This is a genomic window from Geobacter psychrophilus, from assembly GCF_056821595.1.
Genome location: NZ_JBXDTU010000004.1, coordinates 321903 through 341836, shown reverse-complemented (window position 1 = coordinate 341836; position 19934 = coordinate 321903). Strand labels below are relative to the sequence as shown.

The following is a 19934-nucleotide window of genomic DNA, read 5'->3' as shown; positions in this document are numbered from 1 at the left end:
GACTATGAAGCGGAGCCCTCTATCCATGAAAAATAATCAGCTGACCGCAGCTGCCTTACGCCTGATGATTGTTCTGATGCTTGTCTGTCTGTCAACCGGTGCCGCAGCTGAAAGCAGGACCTACAAGCGTACGACGGAACGTTACCAGATTCCGGATGTAACCCTCATTAACCAGGACGGCACCCCCGTGCGTCTGAAAAGCCTTATGGAATCAGGGCAGCCTGTGATTGTCGATTTCATCTACGGCACCTGCACCACCATCTGCCCGGTACTGTCTGCCTGTTACATCAACCTGCAGCAGAAACTTGGGAGCAATTCGCAGAAGGTGCATCTCGTATCTATTTCGATCGATCCTGAGCACGACACCCCGAAGGTCATGCGGGAATACCTCAAACGCTACCGCGCCAAGCCGGGCTGGGATTTTCTGACCGGCAACCGTAAAGATATCGATGCTGTCATGCGAGCCTTTGATGCCTATATACCGAACAAGATGTCCCATTACGCCCTGACCCTGATCCATACCCCGCAGAGCAGTTCCTGGGTCAGAGTGTTCGGCATCATGAGCACATCCGAGTTCATGGATGAGGTCCGGAAGGTCGGCATCAAATAATGCGGAGCATATTCTGCCGGGTGTCTTAAAAACCCGTCTTCACCAGAGAAGAACACATCACAAAAGGAAGGTACACTTATGAAGAAACTGATCATTGTTGCACTGCTTGCCCTCTGCGCAGCCCCTCTGCAGGCCGCCGACAAACCCATGACCGAAGAGCAGAAAACCTTGTATGTAATCGGTACGAATGTTGCCAGGTCACTGTCCGTATTCAACCTGACGTCTGCGGAGCTTGAGACCGTACTGCTGGGGCTTCACGATACCCGGGCCGGCAAAAAACCCGATTTTGACATCACCGCCTATAACCAGAAGATGCAGGAGCTGGCACGAACGCGGCGCAAGGCCTTGGGTGAAAAACAGGCCGCAGGCGGCAAGGCATACCTTGAAAAGGCCTCCCAGGAGAAAAACGCTGTCAAGACCTCCAGCGGCATGGTCTTTATCCCCGTCACCGAAGGCAAGGGCGATTCGCCAAAGGCGACCGATACCGTCAAGGTCAATTATCGTGGAGCCTTGATCGATGGTAACGAATTCGACAGTTCGTATAAACGCAACAAACCGCTGGAATTCAAGCTCAACGGCGTTATCTCCTGCTGGACCGAAGGATTGCAGAAGATGAAACCGGGAGGCAAGGCACGACTGGTCTGCCCGCCGAACCTGGCCTATGGCGATAACGGTGCCGGTGACCTGATCCTGCCGGGTGCGACTCTGAACTTCGATGTGGAGTTGCTGGAGGTTAATCCCGGAGCAGAGGCCGTAAAGCCCGTGGCACCTGCAGAACCGGCCAAGAAATAACCTGCCTGAAAACAATGATGAATTTTGAGTGTTGGATGTTGCTACTGTACTCCATCCAACATTCAAAATCCATTATCCATAATTCCGTAACTCAACAGGTGCCAGATGAAAAAAGTGTTCACAGCAATTGCCCCAGTTCTTCTGATCCTTTTTATGTCCATGGTCCTGTCGGTTTCTTCGGCTCAGGCCGACAGCAAAAAATACAAACGAACCATAGAGCACTACACCATTCCCAATGTAGCCCTGATTAATCAGGACGGGAAAAAAGTGCGGCTCGCCTCCTTGCTGAACAGTGATCAGCCGGTTATTGTGGATTTTATCTACGGCACCTGCACAACCATCTGTCCGGTGCTGTCGGCCGGTTACGCCAATCTGCAGGGCAAGCTGGGCGCCGGCAGCCAGATGCCGCGGCTGATCTCGATCACCATCGATCCGGAACACGATTCGCCAAGTGTCATGAAGGAGTACCTGAAGCGCTACCGGGCCAAGCCGGGCTGGGACTTTCTGACCGGCAGCCGGGCCGACATCGATGCCGTGATGAAAGGTTTTAATGCCTACATCCCCGACAAGATGTCCCACTACCCGCTGAACCTGATCCGCTCCCCGAAGGATGGCAGCTGGGTGCGTCTGTTCGGTATCATGAGTTCCCGTGAGTTCCTGGAAGAGTACCAGAACGTCATAGGAAAATAGACGTGTTGAAGCCTTTATCTGGCAAAATCCTGAATTCCGCTTGCCCAGGTCAGGGTCATACATCGCCAGTCGCTGCATACTCCCAACCTGTTGTCAGGATAAATCCCATGACTCTACGCCAGCTATTAAACGCCCTGACATCCCTGTTTCGGGTGGTCATACTTGCCGCCCTGGTGGTCCTGCCCGCTGTGGATGGACGGACGGCACCAGCGCCACCTGCTGCACCCGAACTTCCGAAAGCCGAGATTGTCCGCCTAGGCGAGCGGATGTACCGTGATGGTATACTTCCCTCCGGTGCCCCCATGCCGGCCTTTATCCGGGGGGACGTGGAGGTCGACAGCCGTGCCTTTTCCTGCTCCAGTTGTCACCTCCGTGCCGGGCTGGGGTCCGTTGAAGGCGGAGTGGTAACACCGCCGACCAACGGCGCACTGCTCTATAAGCCGTATCGCCGTCCTCCATCAATGAACGACATTCAGGACCGTGCGGGGCGCTACATCTATGCCAAAACAGTAGCGGAACGGCCGGCATACAACCGGGAAACCCTGGCAACCTCCCTGCGCTTCGGCACCGATCCCGGCGGCCAGATCTTCAATGACGTCATGCCGCGCTATCCGCTGGTTGACCGTGATATGTCGATCCTGATCGGATATCTGGAGCTGTTGTCTTCCGATTATTCGCCTGGTGCCACCGGAAAATCCTTTGCTTTTGCCACCATCATTACGGATGATGTCAGCCCGGAGGATCGAGAAGCGCTGCTTAAACCCCTGAACGCTTTTGTTGATGAGGCTAACCAGCAGGCAGATCTCTACGACCAGTTCATTCACTTCAACTACACCCCCACCATTGATATGAAATACGCCTTTCGTCGTATATCCCTGGATATCTGGGAATTGAAGGGTCCACCCGAGACCTGGCAGCAGCAACTTGCAGCCCTGTATGCCAAAAACCCAGTCTTTGCCGTTCTCGGCGGCATTTCCAATCAGGATTGGCGGCCGATCAATGACTTCTGCGAAGCTCAGCGTCTCCCCTGCCTGTTTCCCATAACCAACCTGCCGGTTGTCGCCGATTCCAACTGGTATACCTATTATTTCAGCAAGGGATATTACCAGGAAGGGGAGGCGACCGCCCGTTATCTTAACCGCGACGAAACTCTTCCCGCAGACGTGCACATCGTCCAGGTTGTCCAGGACTCACCCGCCGGGAAGGCTCTGGCTAACGGATTTACGACCGCCTGGAGCCAGCTGGAGCGCCCGCCCGTGACCACCTTGACCGTGACCACTCAGCAGTTACGCGAGCAGGGCACCCTGGCAAAGTTAATCAAACAGCATGTCCCCGCTATACTGTTGCTTTGGAGTGACGACAGCCAGGTATCAGAACTGCCGACCCTGCTCTCCTTGCTGGCGGAGCCGGCCAGGATTTTTGTCTCCTCCGGTTACCTTGGCGCGCAGATCACGGCCATCCCGGAAGCGGCCCGCTCCAGGGTCTTTATCACCTTTCCTTATCGCCTGACCCCATTTGTCGGGACAAAGGACGGCAGCGACGCTAAAGTTCCGATCCTGACGACCGCCGCCAATCTGGGCAGCCGCAGGATCACCACAAGAACGATTGCCATGCTGCAGCAAACCACTCTGCAGGGTTTGTGGCTGCTGTTTGATAATCTGTACCGCGATCATCTGCTGGATATCATGAGCATGCAGATGGACAAGACCGTGCTGGATTACGAGCGCATCAGTTTTGGCCCGGGGCAGCGTTATGTCTCCAAGGGGTGCTATATCATTCAGCTCGGTCCTGGTGCCTCCCCCGCCTTACTTCCCATGAGCGGCTGGGTTATACATTAAGTACAGCCGGCTGCACATGATGTGGATTCGGCGAGAAACAACCGATTATAAATTGCCTCGATACAGCCCGCCAAAAGACTGTGAGTTTTCAGGTTGTGCATTCTCCCGACCGGTGGGTGCACAACTTGTAGCCACAATGCACATTGAGACATAAAATCTCATATTGATACGATCCCGTGGCATCCGCAGCAGTTCTCGTAAACAAACCCACCGTAATTTTAGCAACATAGGCATATCACTGTTTTTGGCATGGTATCTGCTGAACATGACACAAGCGGTCAACAACCGGAAGGGACCGCCTTACCCTAACCTGTATGCCATATATCCGACTTTCAAGCAGTATCAATACAATTCAGGATTTAACTACGAAAGGAGAACAACATGGAAAAACAAGTATTCAACACCATTGCAATCCTTATGATGACGGTTCTGCTGTCAATGGGTGGCGGGCTTGTCTTCGCTGCCGACAGCGCGGCCCCCATGACGCCTGAACTGGCAGCCAAAACCGAGAATGTGCGCAAACAGCAAAAACAGCGCATTACCCCTGCCCAGCGCCAGGCAGCTGCCCATGCGCTCAAGTTGCGCAGGGAAAAGCTTCATCAACAGCAACAGAGCGCTCCGCAGCCGGCCCAGAGTACGCCGGCCGCTCAATAGCTTGAATAACCCAATGGGAGGAACCATGAAAACTCAAACTAGACACCATTTGTGGCGATTCGGGCTGGCAGTGATGCTGCTCTGTCTCTGCAGCGTACAAACCATTGCAGGTGTGGCAAAGCCGGTCCCGACCGGTCCCAAGGACCCCGTTACCGGTACCTGGGCTGTCCCCGACTATAACACCACTGCCAACTGGGCCTTCAGTCCGCCGTTGACAAAATTTGTCGACAAGCTGCCCGGTCTGGGGAAAGCCAAGGCCAACAGTCTTGGTAATTACCTGACAATAGCCAATCCGGATATTGTCACCTATCCTGGTTCTGATTATTATGAAATCGATCTGGTGGAATACAACCAGCAGTTGCACTCTGATCTTCCTGCCGGCGGCACCAAGCTGCGCGGCTATGTTCAGGTCAACCGGGGTACCGCCACCACCGGAGGTGGTTTGTGCGGAAACCCGCAACGGGCTTGTACCGCTGCCGACAATACGGTCAATCCTGAACCGGTAAAGTATCTGGGTCCGTCAATCGTTGCACAGAGGGATCGACCGGTACGTATCAAGTTTACCAACCGACTTGCTCCCGGAGCGGCTGGCGATCTCTTTATCCCGGTTGACACCTCGGTTATGGGCGCCGGCAAAGGGCCGGCCTTTCAGGGTGCTACCCGTGGTCAGGGCGCGGCCTGTGACAACACCGTTGCGGGCAATACCTGTGCCAGCTATACCCAGAACCGCGCAACCCTCCACCTGCACGGCGGCCGTACACCATGGATCAGTGATGGTACCCCGCACCAGTGGATGACGCCGGCTACCGAGAATACCCCCTATCCGAAAGGGGTCAGTGTTCAGAACGTCCCCGACATGCCCGATCCGGGTGACGGTTCCCTGACGTTCTACTACTCCAATCAGCAGAGCGCCCGTCTGATGTTCTACCACGATCACGCCTTCGGTATCACCCGTCTCAACGTGTATGCCGGTGAAGCCTCCGGCTACCTGATTACTGATCAGTACGAACAGGACCTGATCGCCCGCGGCGTTATTCCGCCCGAACAGATTCCATTGATCATTCAGGACAAAACCTTTGTTGATGCAGCAAATATCCGTACTGCCGACCCTCTCTGGAACTGGGGCAGTGGCGTCCCTGATGTTAACGGTATCCGCCCTCCGGTGACCGGCGATCTCTGGCTGCCGCATGTCTACATGCCCAACCAGAACCCTTACAACCCGGACGGCAGCGGTATCAACCCTTTCGGACGCTGGTTCTATGGTCCCTGGTTTATGCCGCCTACGGTCATAACCAACGGCCCGATTGCCAACCCGTATTTTGATGCCGACTGCCTGATACCCAATTCACTGACCTGTACCACCCCCGGTCAGCCGCCATTGATCCCGGCCACGCCGCATCCCTCCATGGGGATGGAAGCGTTCATGGATACACCAATCGTCAACGGCGCCCCGTATCCGGTACTGGAAGTTGATGCCCGTGCATATCGCTTCCGTATCCTGAACGCGGCCAATGACCGTGGTCTCAACCTTTCGCTTTTCAAGGCTAGTCCGGTTGCAGCGCCTGCTGATCCGCGTCGTCTGGACAATCGCACCGAAGTTGCGATGCTGCCGGCAGCACCCACTGCAGGCTGGCCGGCACTCTGGCCAACCGATGGTCGTGCGGGTGGTGTTCCCGACCCAGCCACACAGGGACCTAGCTGGATCCAGATCGGTACCGATGGCGGCTTCCTTCCCAAACCCGCAATCAGACACCCACAGCCGATCACCTATGTTACCGATCCGACCGCCTTCTGGTGGGGCGTAGTTCAGGACACGTCACTGGCACTGATGCCGGCTGAACGTGCCGACGTCATCGTCGACTTCAGCGCCTATGCTGGTCAGACTCTGATCCTGTTTAATGATGCGCCTACCGCCTGGCCGGCCATGGACCCCCGTTACGATTTCTATACAGGGGCACCAGATATGCGATCCACCGGCGGCTACGGAACCGGTGGCACATTTGATCCCATCACCCATACCTGGGTCGGCGGCACAGGTACGTTACCTGGTGTTGGTCCCAATACCCACACAGTCATGCAGATCGTGGTGCGGGCAACCCCGGTGGATCCGCCTTACACATTCAACCAGGCTGCTTTGGATGCCGAATTCACCTCGGCAGCACCAATAACGACAGTTAACCCTGCACCGGCTAAACCCCTCTTCCAGCGGGCGCAGGAGCCTATTATCGTTGCCCAGGCCGAGTACCAGGCCGCTTATCCGGCAACGCTCATCCCGACTGCCTACCCTTGGTGGGGCCTGCGCTCTTCCTTGAATCAGCATTCACTCAGCTTTATTACCACTGAAGGCAAGCCGGTTGTTGTTCCGATGGAGCCTAAAGGGATCCATGACGAAATGGGTGCTTCCTTTGATCCGGTCTACGGTCGCATGAGCGGCAACCTGGCCATGCAGATTCCGAATCCGACAACCCTCAATGCCTTGCTGATTCTGTACGGCTATTCCGACCTGCCTTCGGAAACCATCATTAACTCACCTGCCGGTCCGGTCAAGGTCAGCGCCACTATATTGCAGACCCTGGCTGACGGCACCCAGATCTGGGATATCTCTCACAACGGTGTTGATACCCACCCGATCCACTTCCATATCTTTGATGTACAACTGATCAACCGTCTTGGCTGGGATGGCCGCATCGCCCGCCCTGACCCCAACGAACTTGGCTGGAAAGACACAGTCAGAATCAGTCCGCTGATGGATACTATTGTGGCTGTACGTCCGGTAGCACCAATGCTGCCCTTCGGGATTGCCAACAGTCTGCGTCCGCTCAACCCGGCAATTCCTATCAATTCCGCCATGGGCTTTAATAACGTCGACTGGTTGACCGGACAGGCCAGGCCCACACCGGTGACCAACGTTATGACATCCTTCGGTTGGGAGTACGTCTGGCACTGTCACATACTGTCCCATGAAGAGATGGACATGATGCGCCCGATCGTGCTGACCGTAACTAATACGGTGCCGCCTGCCCCGACCTTGTCGACAGTTTCTGCCGGCGCAGTACTTACCTGGGTCGACCCGACCCCGGCCGCTACATCTCTGGGTAATCCCCAGAACGAAATCGGCTTTACAATCCAGCGTTGTTTTGGCTCATGTACCGCAGCTTCCGCCATAAACACCTCAACAACAAATCAGTTCGTATCCAACCAATGGACGAACCTGACAACCAAAGCGCTTGCCAATGCCACCACCTTTACAGATACGGCACCTTTGGTAACCGGCATTCGTTACTACTACCGCGTTTCTGCCTACAACGCAGCTGGTGCCTCGCCCTATTCAAACATAGTGAACCGTGTCGTGGGCACGCGAATCAAACCGATAGCCTCCTTGACCGCTCCGGCAGATGGCGCCCAGGTACCGTACGGCACAAACCCGGTCACCATCAGTGCCACTGCAACCGCTACCACCGGGTTGAAGATCGCCTCAATCAGCATTTATGTCAATGGAGCCCTCTACGGCACCGGCACATTCCTGCCGACCGCCGTTGCCCCGTTCAACTACAGTTACAACTGGACCACAGCCACACCTGGTACCTACGTCCTGGCCGCCACAGCAACCGACACCAACGGTGTCGTTTCGCTGCTTTCTGCAACAAGAACCATTACGGTCGTACAGGCAGAAGCACCCGCCAGTATCACGGTGCCGGCCGGCAGCACCAACGGCAGTTACACCGTTTCCTGGGGAGCATCCCCTACAGCCACGACCCTGCCGCCTGTTACCTACATGTTGGAAGAATCCACAACCCCTGCCTTCACTACAGTTACATCCATAAATGCAGGAGCAGCTTTATCGGCAAATATCACCGGCAAGGCCAACGGTACGGTGTATTACTACCGCGTCATGGCCGTATCACCGACGCTGGGTAACAGCACCTATACTGTCGGTGCCAATGGTTGTGTCGTTTCTTACCCGACAGTTGCACCGGCATCGATCTATGTGCCGGCCACCAGCACCAACGGTATTTATACCGTGACCTGGGGTGCATCTACTACTCCGGGTGCCACCTACACCCTGGAAGAGTCAACATTTAACAACTTCCCGCCTGCCAATACCACTGCAGTGGCAGGTATTATCGGCCTTTCCCATGAGGTCAGAGGCAAAGCTAACGGCACCTACTTCTATCGTGTCAAGGCCGTTGCTGCAGGCTTCTCTACCTTCCCGTATACCACAGCAGCTAACGGCTGTACCGTAACACTGGCTCCGGCGCTTGTTACCATGCCGGCCTTCAGTAAACAGCTTCTGACCGGAGCATCCCAGACATCGTGGGAGAATATCATCCCCAACGCACTGGCTGATTACTTCACCTATGTGCCGTATTCGAATGCGGATGCCATTAAACTGGGTTTCCCGACAACCTGCGGGAATAAAAAGCTCATTGCCAGTCCTGCTGATCAGGCCAGTACAGAAGATTGTTACACCATTACCGCCAGGAAATTTGCCCAGCCTTTGGCTGTTCAGGGCATCTTCGGCGGCGGCCCCGGCCTGCGTGATGCAGGCGGCAATCCGGTTACGACAACCCAGGTATACGGCTATGGTTCCGGTGGTCAATTATGGACACCGCCCTATGTCGATACCACCAAACCGGGTGTCGTTGCAGGAGTACAGGTAACCGGCAACGCACCAACACCGTTTACCAATGGCACCTATGGAACTTCCGGCATCTGGCACTTCCCGGCCCCGACCATCAAGGGGACCAGAGGGCGTCCGATCCGTGTCCAGTGGCTGAACGACCTGCCCAACGAAGCGCCGACAGGTCTCGATCCATCGGTTGACTGCGGCACAGTTGCCCTTAACTGTTTCCCGTATAACCGTATCACTACCCATGTTCACGGCGCGCACGTCGGCCCCGAGAGCGATGGCCTGACCAGCGCCTGGTTCACACCGAACTTTGCGATTAAAGGTGAAGACTTTGTTTCCACCCGTCAGCATGGTCCGGAAGGCACCTACTTCTACCCCATGGATCAGGAAGCCAGCACAATCTGGTATCATGACCATGCCATGGGCACTACCCACAACAACACCAACATGGGTTTGGCAGGCTTCTTCCCGATCACCGATGCCAACGAGCAGGCTCTGATCACTGCCAATGTACTGCCTAGCGGTCCTTATGAACTCGGCTTTGCTCTGCAGGACCGCCATTTCGACAACAACGGCCAGCTGGCTATGCCGGACTACCCGGTCTATGACCTCACCACCCCTGGCTGCACCCTGACGGTCGATGGTCTTGCTGACCCGACAACCTGCAAGCGGATTGACTGGATGAAAGCAGCCGACGGTCACTTCATTCCGTATGTTGCTGGTGATCCATTGCTGTTGAATGCCAACAACATCGGAACAGCCGGTGTTGTAAAAGCCCCCTTCAGTGCTGCAGGAGCAGGAGCACCCTACGGCGCTCCGAGTGCAACGCTTGAATACTTCGGCAACATGCCGGTCGTCAATGGCGTGGTTTACGGTAAAACCAATGTTGAACCGCGTGTCTACCGCATGCGTTTCATCGGCGGCACCGACTCACGTACCTGGGTCATGCAGTTGTTACGCGGTGATCTGCCTGCCACGATAACAATACCTAATCCTTTGCCACCACCTGCGCCGGCTACCATTACTATTACGAATCCTGCAGCCATCGTCCCCATCTGGGTGATCGGCTCCGAGCAGGGTCTCCTCAATCGTCCGGTCTCACGTCAGGAACTCGACCTGATGCCTGGCGAACGTGTAGATGTTCTGGTAGATTTTTCAACTATTCCGAGCGGTACGCGCGTCATGATGAAAAACCTCGGCCCGGATACGCCGTGGCCCGGTTACTTCGATTACACCGCGGGTTTTGTTGCTCCGTCACTGGACATCCCTGAAATCATGGCATTTGATGTCAATCAGCCGCTGAATACCACTATCCCCGTCGCAGCGACACCGGCAGCGACTACCGTTTTGCGTCCGGTCATTCCGGCCATTCCGACGCCGAACAACACCCGTACCATCTCTTTGATGGAGATCACCGACAATTTCGGTCGCACCATGCCGACCATCGACAGCCGTGGCTTCAACCCGGCCGGTATGCCTGTTACCGAAATCATCCGTTTCAATGATGTAGAACAGTGGGATATCGTCAACACCACAGTCGATGCGCACCCGATGCACCTGCATCAGGTAGCCTTCCAGGTCATCAATCGTCAGCCGTTGTTGCTGGGAAATAATCCGGTAACAGGACTTCCGTATTTCACACCTCCTGGCGATAACTTTGTCGATCAAATCTTCTCACAGCCTACCTACACCACAGGTGGCGTTGCGCTTCCTCCCGATGCCTGGGATGCAGGCTGGAAAGACACGGTTGCTTCACCTCCGGGTTATGTCACCCGCGTCATAGCCAAATTTGACATCACGGGTACCTATGTATGGCATTGCCACATCCTGTCACATGAAGAGCATGACATGATGCGTCCGATGACCGTAACCGATGCCTTGCACACCGCTCCGGCACCAGGTACGTTCACGGTTCCGGCCAGCAGCATCACCGGCAGCTATACGGTCAGCTGGATCGGTACAGCCATAACCGGAGTTAACTACGAACTGCAGGAAGCGACTGCTCTCGCAGGTCCGTACACAACTGTCTACACCGGTCTGTTGCCACGTTTCAGCTTCACTAATAAACCTACAGGCAGCACCTACTACTACCAGGTCCGTGCAGTTCCATCAGTTGCATCCGGTTTTGTCACCAGCCCATGGAGAGCTGGCTCTAACGCCATCACCATTGGACGTACGGCCATCACCGCACCTGTAGCTGGTAACCTGACAGCGGGTGTAATAACCGTTACTGCCACTGTTCCTGTGCCAACTTCACCGGCAGGCATAACAGTCAGCAAAGTTGAGTTCTATGATAATGGTGTTTTGTTGACAGGTCCTGTAACAGCCGGCGCAGCATCAACCTACAGCACATCATGGACTCTTGTTTCAGGCACACATAATCTGACGGCGATTGCCTACTTCAGCAACAACGTCACATCAACGTCGGCAGCGGTAACGGTTACTGCAGCTACAACTGCTCCGACCATCACGCTGGACACACCGCTAACAGGTTCGGCAATTGATCTGGGAACGGCCATTACACTGGCTGCTACTCCGTCAGCTGCTGCCAACACAACGGTAGCCTGGGTGGTGTTCTATGACGGCACTACTACGCTGGGGATTATTGATCCGACAGTACTGCCGTTCAACGGGTACACCATGTCGTTCACCCCGGCAGCAGCCGGGGCTCACAGCCTGACCGCCAAGGTGTTCTACAACAATGGTGTTACTGCTACTTCTGCTGCTGCAGTGGTAACGATAAACGTTTTAACAGTTTCTACTCCAGTATCTATTGGCAATCAACCAAACAGTAGTGATGGATCTGTAGGAATTATTTGGGGGGCTTCTGCTACTCCAGGTGTGACCTATGAACTCCAAGAGTCGAAAGATGGTGGTGCTTTTACAACAGTTCTCACTACGACTACAGCTAATACAACTGTCTACTTAACTGGAAGAACTACTGGAACTTATGTTTACCAGGTAAGAGCTACATTGACAGGGTATACACCAAGTGCCTACTTGGTAAGTAGTACTCCAGCAGTAGTCGCAATACCTCTGGTTGCGGGTGTGCCTGTTTCTATTGGCAATCAACCAAACAGTAGTGATGGATCTGTAGGAATTATTTGGGGGGCTTCTGCTACTCCAGGTGTGACCTATGAACTCCAAGAGTCGAAAGATGGTGGTGCTTTTACAACAGTTCTCACTACGACTACAGCTAATACAACTGTCTACTTAACTGGAAGAACTACTGGAACTTATGTTTACCAGGTAAGAGCTACATTGACAGGGTATACACCAAGTGCCTACTTGGTAAGTAGTACTCCAGCAGTAGTCGCAATACCTCTGGTTGCGGGTGTGCCTGTTTCTATTGGCAATCAACCAAACAGTAGTGATGGATCTGTAGGAATTATTTGGGGGGCTTCTGCTACTCCAGGTGTGACCTATGAACTCCAAGAGTCGAAAGATGGTGGTGCTTTTACAACAGTTCTCACTACGACTACTGCTAATACAACTGTCTACTTAACTGGAAGAACTACTGGAACTTATGTTTACCAGGTAAGAGCTACATTGACAGGGTATACACCAAGTGCGTACTTGGTAAGTAGTACTCCTGCAGTAGTCGCAATACCTCTGGTTGCGGGTGTGCCTGTTTCAATAGGCAATCAACCAAACAGTAGTAATGGATCTGTAGGAATTATTTGGGGAGCGTCTGCTACTCCAGGTGTGACCTATGAACTCCAAGAGTCGAAAGATGGTGGTGCTTTTGCAACAGTTCTCACTACGACTACGGCTAATACAACTGTCTACTTAACTGGAAGGACAACTGGAACTTATGTTTACCAAGTAAGAGCTACATTAACAGGGTATACACCGAGTAGTTATATTGTCAGCTCAACACCTTGTGTAGTTCTTTAACGCCCCGGCTCAAATTTAATGTTTAATATTTATTGGGTGGCTAATTTTTTAATTAGCCACCCTCTTGACTTTGGCCTTTTACTAGACATTTTAGAAACGAGAGCTTGCAACTCTCGTTTTTTTGTATAATATTATCTAGACTTATAACTAGATTAGGAGGTGCGGCTATGGGCTATCCAACCAAGGTCCAGTTGATCAAGCGCAAGCAGAGCGAACAGTGGTATATCAACTTCCCGGCAGCTGTGGCACAGGCGCTGGAGTTCGAGCGGGGCGAGATGGTTGAATGGATTGTCGAAGATAAGGAGAGTTTGGTGTTGCGACGGCAGAAGGTGCCACCATCAGCGATGAAAAAAAAACGGCTGGAATGATTGCTTCCTTCAACCGGTTAATGCATGGATGTTTGAAAAACTTCTTTGTCTTGAGTCGATCGTTTTGCAGGGTTCGCATATGTTTCCTGGCTTTTGATTCAAGCTGATTCGCATTCTGGGCTCGCTCACCTGAATGGACCCGGCCTTTGAGACTGTTGTTGAGATATTCATCCGGATTCAGTTCCGGTGAGTAGGATGGCAGGTAGAATACTTCAATTTTAGCCTTGTTCTTTTCCAGCCATGCCTGAACTATTTTGCTGTGGTGAACTTTCAAGTTGTCCAGGATCAGAAACACCTTGCGCCCTGTATCCTTTGTTAGCCGGCGCATAAACTCGATCGACCGCTTGCTGTTCATGTTGTCGCGGTAGAACATGAACCTTACCTGGCCTTGGTTGGTGATAGAGGAGATCATGTTGATCCGTTCGCGCTTTGCGGTTTGCCTGAGAACCGGCGTCTTTCCTTTAAGCGAGTAGCATTTTTCCACATTGGCACCCGTTTGCAAGCCGGTTTCATCGCCCCAGTGGATTTCAGCTTTCTCCTGTTTCGCTTTGGCAGCTATTGCGGGGTAATCTGAAAGCAGCCAGCGGGCAACAGCGGGAGTGCTTTGCTCTTTCGCCCATTTAGCCGGTTTCTGAGGGGTGAAGCCCCAGCGCTTCAGATATTCGCCAACGGTTCGGATTGGCATCTCATATTTGAAGCGTTGCTGAATCAGCAGCTTTACGGCATCGCGAGTCCAGAGGGCATAGGAAAGCTTGAGCTGGTTCGGCGCCTTGTCAATCATGAGTTTTTTGATCTCTGCCTCTTGCTCAGGGGTGAGATCACGTTGTTCTCCTTGACGGCGACCGCGTTTGCCTTTAACGAGAGAATCTAGCCCTTGCTTTTTGTAGCGCTGCCAGACTGTGCTGCTATGAGGCTTACTAACTCCAACAATTTCAGCTGTTTCTTTGTTGGAACGGCCAGCCTCTCGCAAGCGAATAATTTGGAGACGCTGGGCTTCTTGGACATCTTGACTAAGGGTTCGAGAATCAGTTTTTTCCATGCAAGGACTATAGCATAAACTGGCATTAGTTCATATATTTATTTGCCGAGGTAATAATAACAGAGTGAGGTTAATAACGTCATCTGAAAAAGTTAAAGTCTGTTCCGGTGAAAGAAGATCTTCATACCGAAATGGCTCGGCTGAGAAAAGAAATCATCATTTGAAGTTGCAACGAGATTTATTAAAAATGCCAGCAGACTTCTTCGCGATTTAATCCGGCTACGATATCGGTTCGTAGATTCCGAGAAGAAGACATACTCCATATTCCTATGTGTGATGTTTTGGGTGTATTTCGGAGAGGATACTATCATCGTTGGAGTGAACGTAAAAAATCAATTTGGCAAAGTGATTGCGTAAAGTAGGCTTTTCTGATAACACTGTCAAACAGTTATATCGTAAAAATACTTCATAATAATAGCTAATTTATATATTCAACCTGCTTTTGATAAAGTAAAATTATGGTTAATTCTAAAATTTGGAAGTTCGTAAACTTTATTCAATCATCAGGTTTATGCCTATCAAAAATCAGATTGATTCTGCTTAGGTTTTGTGGGGCACACCTTGATAAGTCAGCACTTATAGCATCTAATGTTTTTATCGGTGGACCTAATTTAGTCATGGGTAAAGGTACGTTTATTAACATAGGTTCTTTTATTGATGGAAGTGCGTGCGTAATTTTAGATGAATATGTGCGAATTGGCCCATATGTAAAAATACTCACAGGCACCCATGCAATGAGGTCCAGTGTAATAAGACGATGGCCTTTAGATCCATTAATATGCAAATCAGTACGAATTAAACGGGGAAGTTGGCTTGGAATAGGTTGCGTAATTTTACCTGGGGTAACAGTCGAAGAGGGATGCGTAATCGGAGCCGGAGCCATTGTGGTAAGAGATACTGATCCGCACGGCCTCTATGTTGGTGTGCCAGCGATCAGAATAAAAGACTTAGCTCTAAATGAAGATTTTCCACATGATTTTTATTGATGACTTAATATGTCAAGTGTGAATTTACGTGATGAAATGTGACCGTGAGGATGTCAATTCAGCTTAAGAAAAGATATTATGATGGTGGGAATGAGCTAAACTGGTTTAGTCTACATTTAAATGATGTTAACCTGCCAACCAGACACTTGATACTTTCTGATCGATTACCAGATTACAATCACGCTCATAAAACTAATTTGGAGAGTATCTTGCTGCCACGAACATTAGTAAGATTCCATCTTATTTATTAGAATTTGAGTTTGAAAATTGTATTTTGTATTACTAATTAATCTTATTCAAATATGTCTGTAGGTATTATATGAAACGTATTTTGGTAGTATTTGGGACCCGGCCAGAGGCAATCAAGATGTCACCGGTGGTAAAGGAATTGCAGAAGCATCCCGATAAGTTTGTTGTTTGTGTCTGTGTCACCGCCCAGCATCGCCAGATGCTTGATCAGGTGTTGGACCTCTTCGAAATCATACCCGACTACGATCTAAATATCATGAAGCCCGAACAGAGCCTAACAGATGTCACCTGTAGTGTTCTGCTGGGGTTAGTCCCCGTACTAAAGGATTTTTATCCTGATATTGTTCTGGTCCATGGTGACACAACTACTACTATGGCAGCTTCACTGGCTTCCTTTTATGCAGGCATCACAGTTGGCCATGTGGAAGCTGGTTTGCGCACTGGGAACAAACGTGCACCTTTCCCTGAAGAGATTAATCGTTGTTTTACCAGTTGCGTGGCAGATATTAATTTTGCACCTACTGAGCAGGCTCGTCAGAATTTGCTACGTGAGGGAGTAATTAACTCAACTATTCATGTTACTGGCAACACTGTAATTGATGCTTTATTAATTGCTAGAGAAAAAATAGCCAACGAAAATCTTGGCCGGAAGATTGAACAAGGTTTGGTTGCAAAAAATATGAACCTCCAAAGTGTTTTTACAGGTACAGAGACAGTCAAAAAAACAAAATGCAAAAAACTGAGCCGAGATAAATCAAAGATTATCCTTGTCACTGGCCACAGAAGAGAAAATTTCGGTGAAGGATTCGAAAATATTTGCTTTGCTCTCAAGGAAATTGCTGAGAATCATCCGGATGTTGAAATTGTGTACCCAGTTCACCTCAATCCATTAGTACAGGAGCCAGTAAAACGTATACTCGCTTGCGTCAAAAACGTTCATCTGATTGAGCCACTGGATTACCTCCCCTTTGTCTGGTTAATGAACCAATCCTACCTAATTATCACTGATTCTGGTGGAGTACAGGAAGAAGCACCATCTTTAGGGAAGCCGGTTCTTGTTATGCGTGACGCAACAGAACGACCTGAAGCGATTGCCGCAGGTACAGTTAGACTCGTAGGGACGGACCGAAAGCAAATAATCTCTGAGACAGATAAATTGTTAGTAGACCGTGAATTATACAATAAAATGAGTCAGGCCCACAATCCATATGGAAATGGTTGTTCCGCTCAGATCATTGTAAAAATTCTACAACAGTGTGCAACCACAAATAAATGAGATCTATTTCCCTGCGCTATTTATTATATGGTCTTTGTCCTCGAGTGCTTCGACCCTATGCAGAGCGTATAGATTCTTCGGAAATTGGTACAAGGATGGCTCGAGGTTTTTTCTGGTCCATTTTGGGTGCGGTAATCTCTCGCGCCCTTATGCTTATAGCTTCCATTCTTGTGGCCAGGATGCTCGGACGCGAAGTTTTTGGTGAATTCGGCATTATTCGATCAACGATGAATATGTTTCTAGTTTTTGCCGGATTTGGTCTGGGGGTAACAGCAACTAAGCATGTAGCTGAGTTCAAATTGACAGATCCGGTAAGAGCCGGGCGCGTCATGGCTATTTCAGGGCTTTTTGCTGCGGTGACTGGGGCGATAGTGTCGTTAGGGATGCTTATCTTTGCCCCATTGCTGGCTTCTCATACAATTAATGCACCGCATCTTGCGGGTGAGTTACGCATAGGTGCTGTAATTCTGTTTATTAGTGCTCTTAATGGAAGCCAAACCGGTGCTTTGGCTGGCTTTGAAGCATTCAAGACAATCGCGGTGGTAAATCTCTATGTTGGATTAATATCTTTTCCATTACTAGTTAGTGGGGCATACTTTGGTGGGCTACGTGGTACAGTTTGGGCGCTCTGTGCCAATATTGTAATTTGTTGGACACTTAACCACTTCGCTCTGCGCAAAGTGGCGCTTCACAATAATGTTCCATTCAACCTTGATGGTTGTTTAAACGAATGGCCACTACTTTGGAAGTACAGTTTGCCTGCAGCATTAGGGGGGGTTCTCGTTAGTCCCGTAATATGGGCATGTAATGCTATTCTAGTTAATCAACCGGGAGGGTACTCCCAGATGGGCCTTTACGATGCTGCTAATCAGTGGAGTTCAGTAGTGTCATTCATCCCGAGTATGGTAGGTATGGTTGCAATGCCAATGCTATCAAGTCTAACTGAACATAAAAAACGTTATGATTATCAGAACGTGTTGAAATATAATATATTGGTAAATGGAGGGGCAGCAATCGCGGTTGCAATTCCGCTTGCACTGCTTGCACCGTTGGTCATGAAGAGTTATGGCAAGGGCTTTGAAGAGGGACGCAGTGTGTTGGTGTGTTTGCTCTTGAGTACGGTACTGATATCTATAAATAATGTTGTGGGGCAGGCCATTGCTAGCAAAAGTAGAATGTGGTTAGGGTTGGTATTTAATCTACTTTGGGCTTCATGCCTTATCGGTTGCAGTTTATTGTTTATAAATTTAGGATTTGGCGCACTTGGATTAGCATTAGCTACTCTGATTGCTTATTTGTTTCATACTACATTGGTTTCGATATACGCAGTTAAAAAAATATTTTAATTACGCCTCCTCTAGGAAAAAATAATCTTAATTTATTAAAAACTTCATCTTAATAAGTAAGTATAATTACATTAAAATACTTAACCATATTCAGGGTTACATCACTGGTGTCTAAAATAACTGCAATTTTACTTCCATAGCAAATAGTTTTTTTGAAAAATACTTAATTGACATGCATCGATTTCAACGTCTGCTGAAATCTGGCATTGTTGCCCCAAGATGCACCGGGGAGCGAACATTACTCAGGTCAGCCGATATCTTTATTCAAGATATGGACGTCATGCCTCTAACAGGTTGTTGAAATTCAAGTAGCTGCTTTCACTGATTTATGATACATTTATATGCATAATTAACTGTAATCATTGAGGAATATTATGCGCTGATACGACAGTCAAACAGAAGCAATATTTGCATATGTGACACCTGAATCCTTTGTTCCCAAGACCCATCCCTTGCGTGCCATACGAACCATGGCCAATGAAGCTCTGAAGGGGATGGATAAGCTCTTTGATAGCATGTACGCCACTACCGGCAGATATTCTATTCCGCCGGAGAAGCTACTGAAAGCCCAATTGCTGATGATCCTGTATTCCATCCGCAGCAATCGGCAGTTGGTGGAGCAGATCCACTACAACTTTCTGTATCGCTGGTTCCTCGGTATGAGCCTGGAAGAAAAGGTCTGGGACCATTCCAGTTTCTCCACGAATCAGGAACGACTGATCGGTTCAGACGTTGCCGCTGAGTTTCTTTCACGTGTCCTTGCCCAGGCTGAGCGGAAACATCTACTTTCCCGTGAGCACTTCACCGTTGATGGAACCTTGATTGAGGCGTGGGCTTCCATCAAGAGTTTCAAGCCCAAGGATGGCCCGCCATCAGCAGGTGGTGGTAAGAACGAAACCGTGGACTTCAAGGGTAAGAAACTCAAAAACGACACCCATGCATCTGTCACTGATCCTGATGCCCGGCTCTACCGCAAGGGCAAGACCAAAGAATCCAAGCTCTGCTACCAAGGGCACACCCTGATGGAGAATCGCAGTGGCCTGATCGTCAAGACCGAGGTTGCCACGGCATCCGGTACTGGAGAACGTGAAGCGGCCAAGACAATGGTAAAGAAGCTGCCCCGCACAACTCGGCGAATCACTTTGGGCGGCGACAAAGGCTACGACACCGCCGAATTCGTCAAGGAACTACGCAGTCTCAAGATTACGCCGAATGTGGCCCAGTATGACACCAACCGAAAGTCAGCCATTGACGGCAGAACAACCAAGCATCCGAACTATGCCGCCAGCCAAAGAATCAGAAAACGGATCGAAGAAGGCTTTGGCTGGATGAAGACCGTTGGAAGAATACGCAAGACCATGTACCGCGGCATCGAGAAGATCGGCTGGCAACTTGACCTTCACGCAGCGGCCTACAACCTGGTACGAATGAAAAACCTGGGCCTTGGTGTCACCTGATAGGAGGAACTGCCTCCTACTCACCGGAACTGAATCCGGATGAATATCTCAACAACAGTCTCAAAGGCCGGGTCCATTCAGGTGAGCGAGCCCAGAATGCGA

At 50.7% G+C, this 19934-nt stretch carries 11 protein-coding genes; 10 read left to right on the top strand and 1 reads right to left on the bottom strand.

Translation table 11 applies throughout. From position 1 onward, the window contains the following. The first annotated feature begins 25 nt into the window (after positions 1-25). The 6 genes from ACOCF6_RS03805 (at position 26) to ACOCF6_RS03780 (ending at position 13111) form a co-directional block, all read left to right on the top strand. Entirely contained in the window at positions 26-610 is a 585-nt protein-coding gene (locus tag ACOCF6_RS03805; protein ID WP_482459059.1) for an SCO family protein, read from the top strand. A 78-nt stretch (positions 611-688) separates the two neighbouring features. Beyond that, positions 689-1402 carry an FKBP-type peptidyl-prolyl cis-trans isomerase gene (locus tag ACOCF6_RS03800; protein ID WP_482459058.1) on the top strand — a complete coding sequence of 238 codons (714 nt, stop codon included), beginning with the start codon at positions 689-691 and terminating at the stop codon, positions 1400-1402. 105 nt (positions 1403-1507) lie between these two features. After that, positions 1508-2092, top strand: coding sequence for an SCO family protein (locus tag ACOCF6_RS03795; protein WP_482459057.1), 585 nt, complete (start codon positions 1508-1510; stop codon positions 2090-2092). Positions 2093-2199: 107 nt separating this feature from the next. Continuing rightward, positions 2200-3930, top strand: a complete 1731-nt coding sequence (locus tag ACOCF6_RS03790; protein ID WP_482459056.1) for a type 1 periplasmic-binding domain-containing protein — start codon at positions 2200-2202, stop codon at positions 3928-3930. Positions 3931-4311: 381 nt separating this feature from the next. Then, a complete protein-coding gene (locus ACOCF6_RS03785) occupies positions 4312-4584 on the top strand; it encodes a hypothetical protein (RefSeq protein WP_482459055.1) in 273 nt (90 codons plus the stop codon). A 25-nt stretch (positions 4585-4609) separates the two neighbouring features. Next, a complete protein-coding gene (locus ACOCF6_RS03780) occupies positions 4610-13111 on the top strand; it encodes a multicopper oxidase domain-containing protein (protein WP_482459054.1) in 8502 nt (2833 codons plus the stop codon). A gap of 225 nt (positions 13112-13336) precedes the next feature. On the opposite strand, the gene ACOCF6_RS03775 is transcribed toward ACOCF6_RS03780, so the two are convergent. Further along, a complete protein-coding gene (locus tag ACOCF6_RS03775) occupies positions 13337-14518 on the bottom strand; it encodes an IS630 family transposase (RefSeq protein ID WP_482459053.1) in 1182 nt (393 codons plus the stop codon). A 458-nt stretch (positions 14519-14976) separates the two neighbouring features. Here ACOCF6_RS03775 and ACOCF6_RS03770 point away from each other — a divergent pair, with 458 nt between their 5' ends. The 4 genes from ACOCF6_RS03770 to ACOCF6_RS03755 all read left to right on the top strand — a co-directional run bounded on the left by ACOCF6_RS03770 (position 14977) and on the right by ACOCF6_RS03755 (position 19832). Then, positions 14977-15504: an acyltransferase gene (locus ACOCF6_RS03770; protein WP_482459052.1), complete on the top strand. Its 528-nt coding sequence runs from the start codon at positions 14977-14979 to the stop codon at positions 15502-15504. A gap of 319 nt (positions 15505-15823) precedes the next feature. Continuing rightward, positions 15824-17029 carry a non-hydrolyzing UDP-N-acetylglucosamine 2-epimerase gene (wecB, locus tag ACOCF6_RS03765; RefSeq protein ID WP_482459051.1) on the top strand — a complete coding sequence of 402 codons (1206 nt, stop codon included), beginning with the start codon at positions 15824-15826 and terminating at the stop codon, positions 17027-17029. Next, on the top strand, positions 17026-18375 hold the full coding sequence (locus tag ACOCF6_RS03760) for an oligosaccharide flippase family protein (protein WP_482459050.1): 1350 nt from the start codon (positions 17026-17028) through the stop codon (positions 18373-18375). Before wecB ends, ACOCF6_RS03760 begins: the two co-directional genes overlap by 4 nt. A 404-nt stretch (positions 18376-18779) precedes the next feature. Continuing rightward, positions 18780-19832 carry an IS5 family transposase gene (locus ACOCF6_RS03755; RefSeq protein WP_482463260.1) on the top strand — a complete coding sequence of 351 codons (1053 nt, stop codon included), beginning with the start codon at positions 18780-18782 and terminating at the stop codon, positions 19830-19832. Positions 19833-19934 lie beyond the last annotated feature (102 nt).

Bases quoted from the DNA above. Each gene is read 5' to 3' on its own strand.
- ACOCF6_RS03805 (WP_482459059.1), top strand. From the start codon at position 26: ATGAAAAATAATCAGCTGACCGCAGCTGCCTTACGCCTGATGATTGTT.
- ACOCF6_RS03800 (WP_482459058.1), top strand. From the start codon at position 689: ATGAAGAAACTGATCATTGTTGCACTGCTTGCCCTCTGCGCAGCCCCT.
- ACOCF6_RS03795 (WP_482459057.1), top strand. From the start codon at position 1,508: ATGAAAAAAGTGTTCACAGCAATTGCCCCAGTTCTTCTGATCCTTTTT.
- ACOCF6_RS03790 (WP_482459056.1), top strand. From the start codon at position 2,200: ATGACTCTACGCCAGCTATTAAACGCCCTGACATCCCTGTTTCGGGTG.
- ACOCF6_RS03785 (WP_482459055.1), top strand. From the start codon at position 4,312: ATGGAAAAACAAGTATTCAACACCATTGCAATCCTTATGATGACGGTT.
- ACOCF6_RS03780 (WP_482459054.1), top strand. From the start codon at position 4,610: ATGAAAACTCAAACTAGACACCATTTGTGGCGATTCGGGCTGGCAGTG.
- ACOCF6_RS03775 (WP_482459053.1), bottom strand. From the start codon at position 14,518: ATGGAAAAAACTGATTCTCGAACCCTTAGTCAAGATGTCCAAGAAGCC.
- ACOCF6_RS03770 (WP_482459052.1), top strand. From the start codon at position 14,977: ATGGTTAATTCTAAAATTTGGAAGTTCGTAAACTTTATTCAATCATCA.
- wecB (WP_482459051.1), top strand. From the start codon at position 15,824: ATGAAACGTATTTTGGTAGTATTTGGGACCCGGCCAGAGGCAATCAAG.
- ACOCF6_RS03760 (WP_482459050.1), top strand. From the start codon at position 17,026: ATGAGATCTATTTCCCTGCGCTATTTATTATATGGTCTTTGTCCTCGA.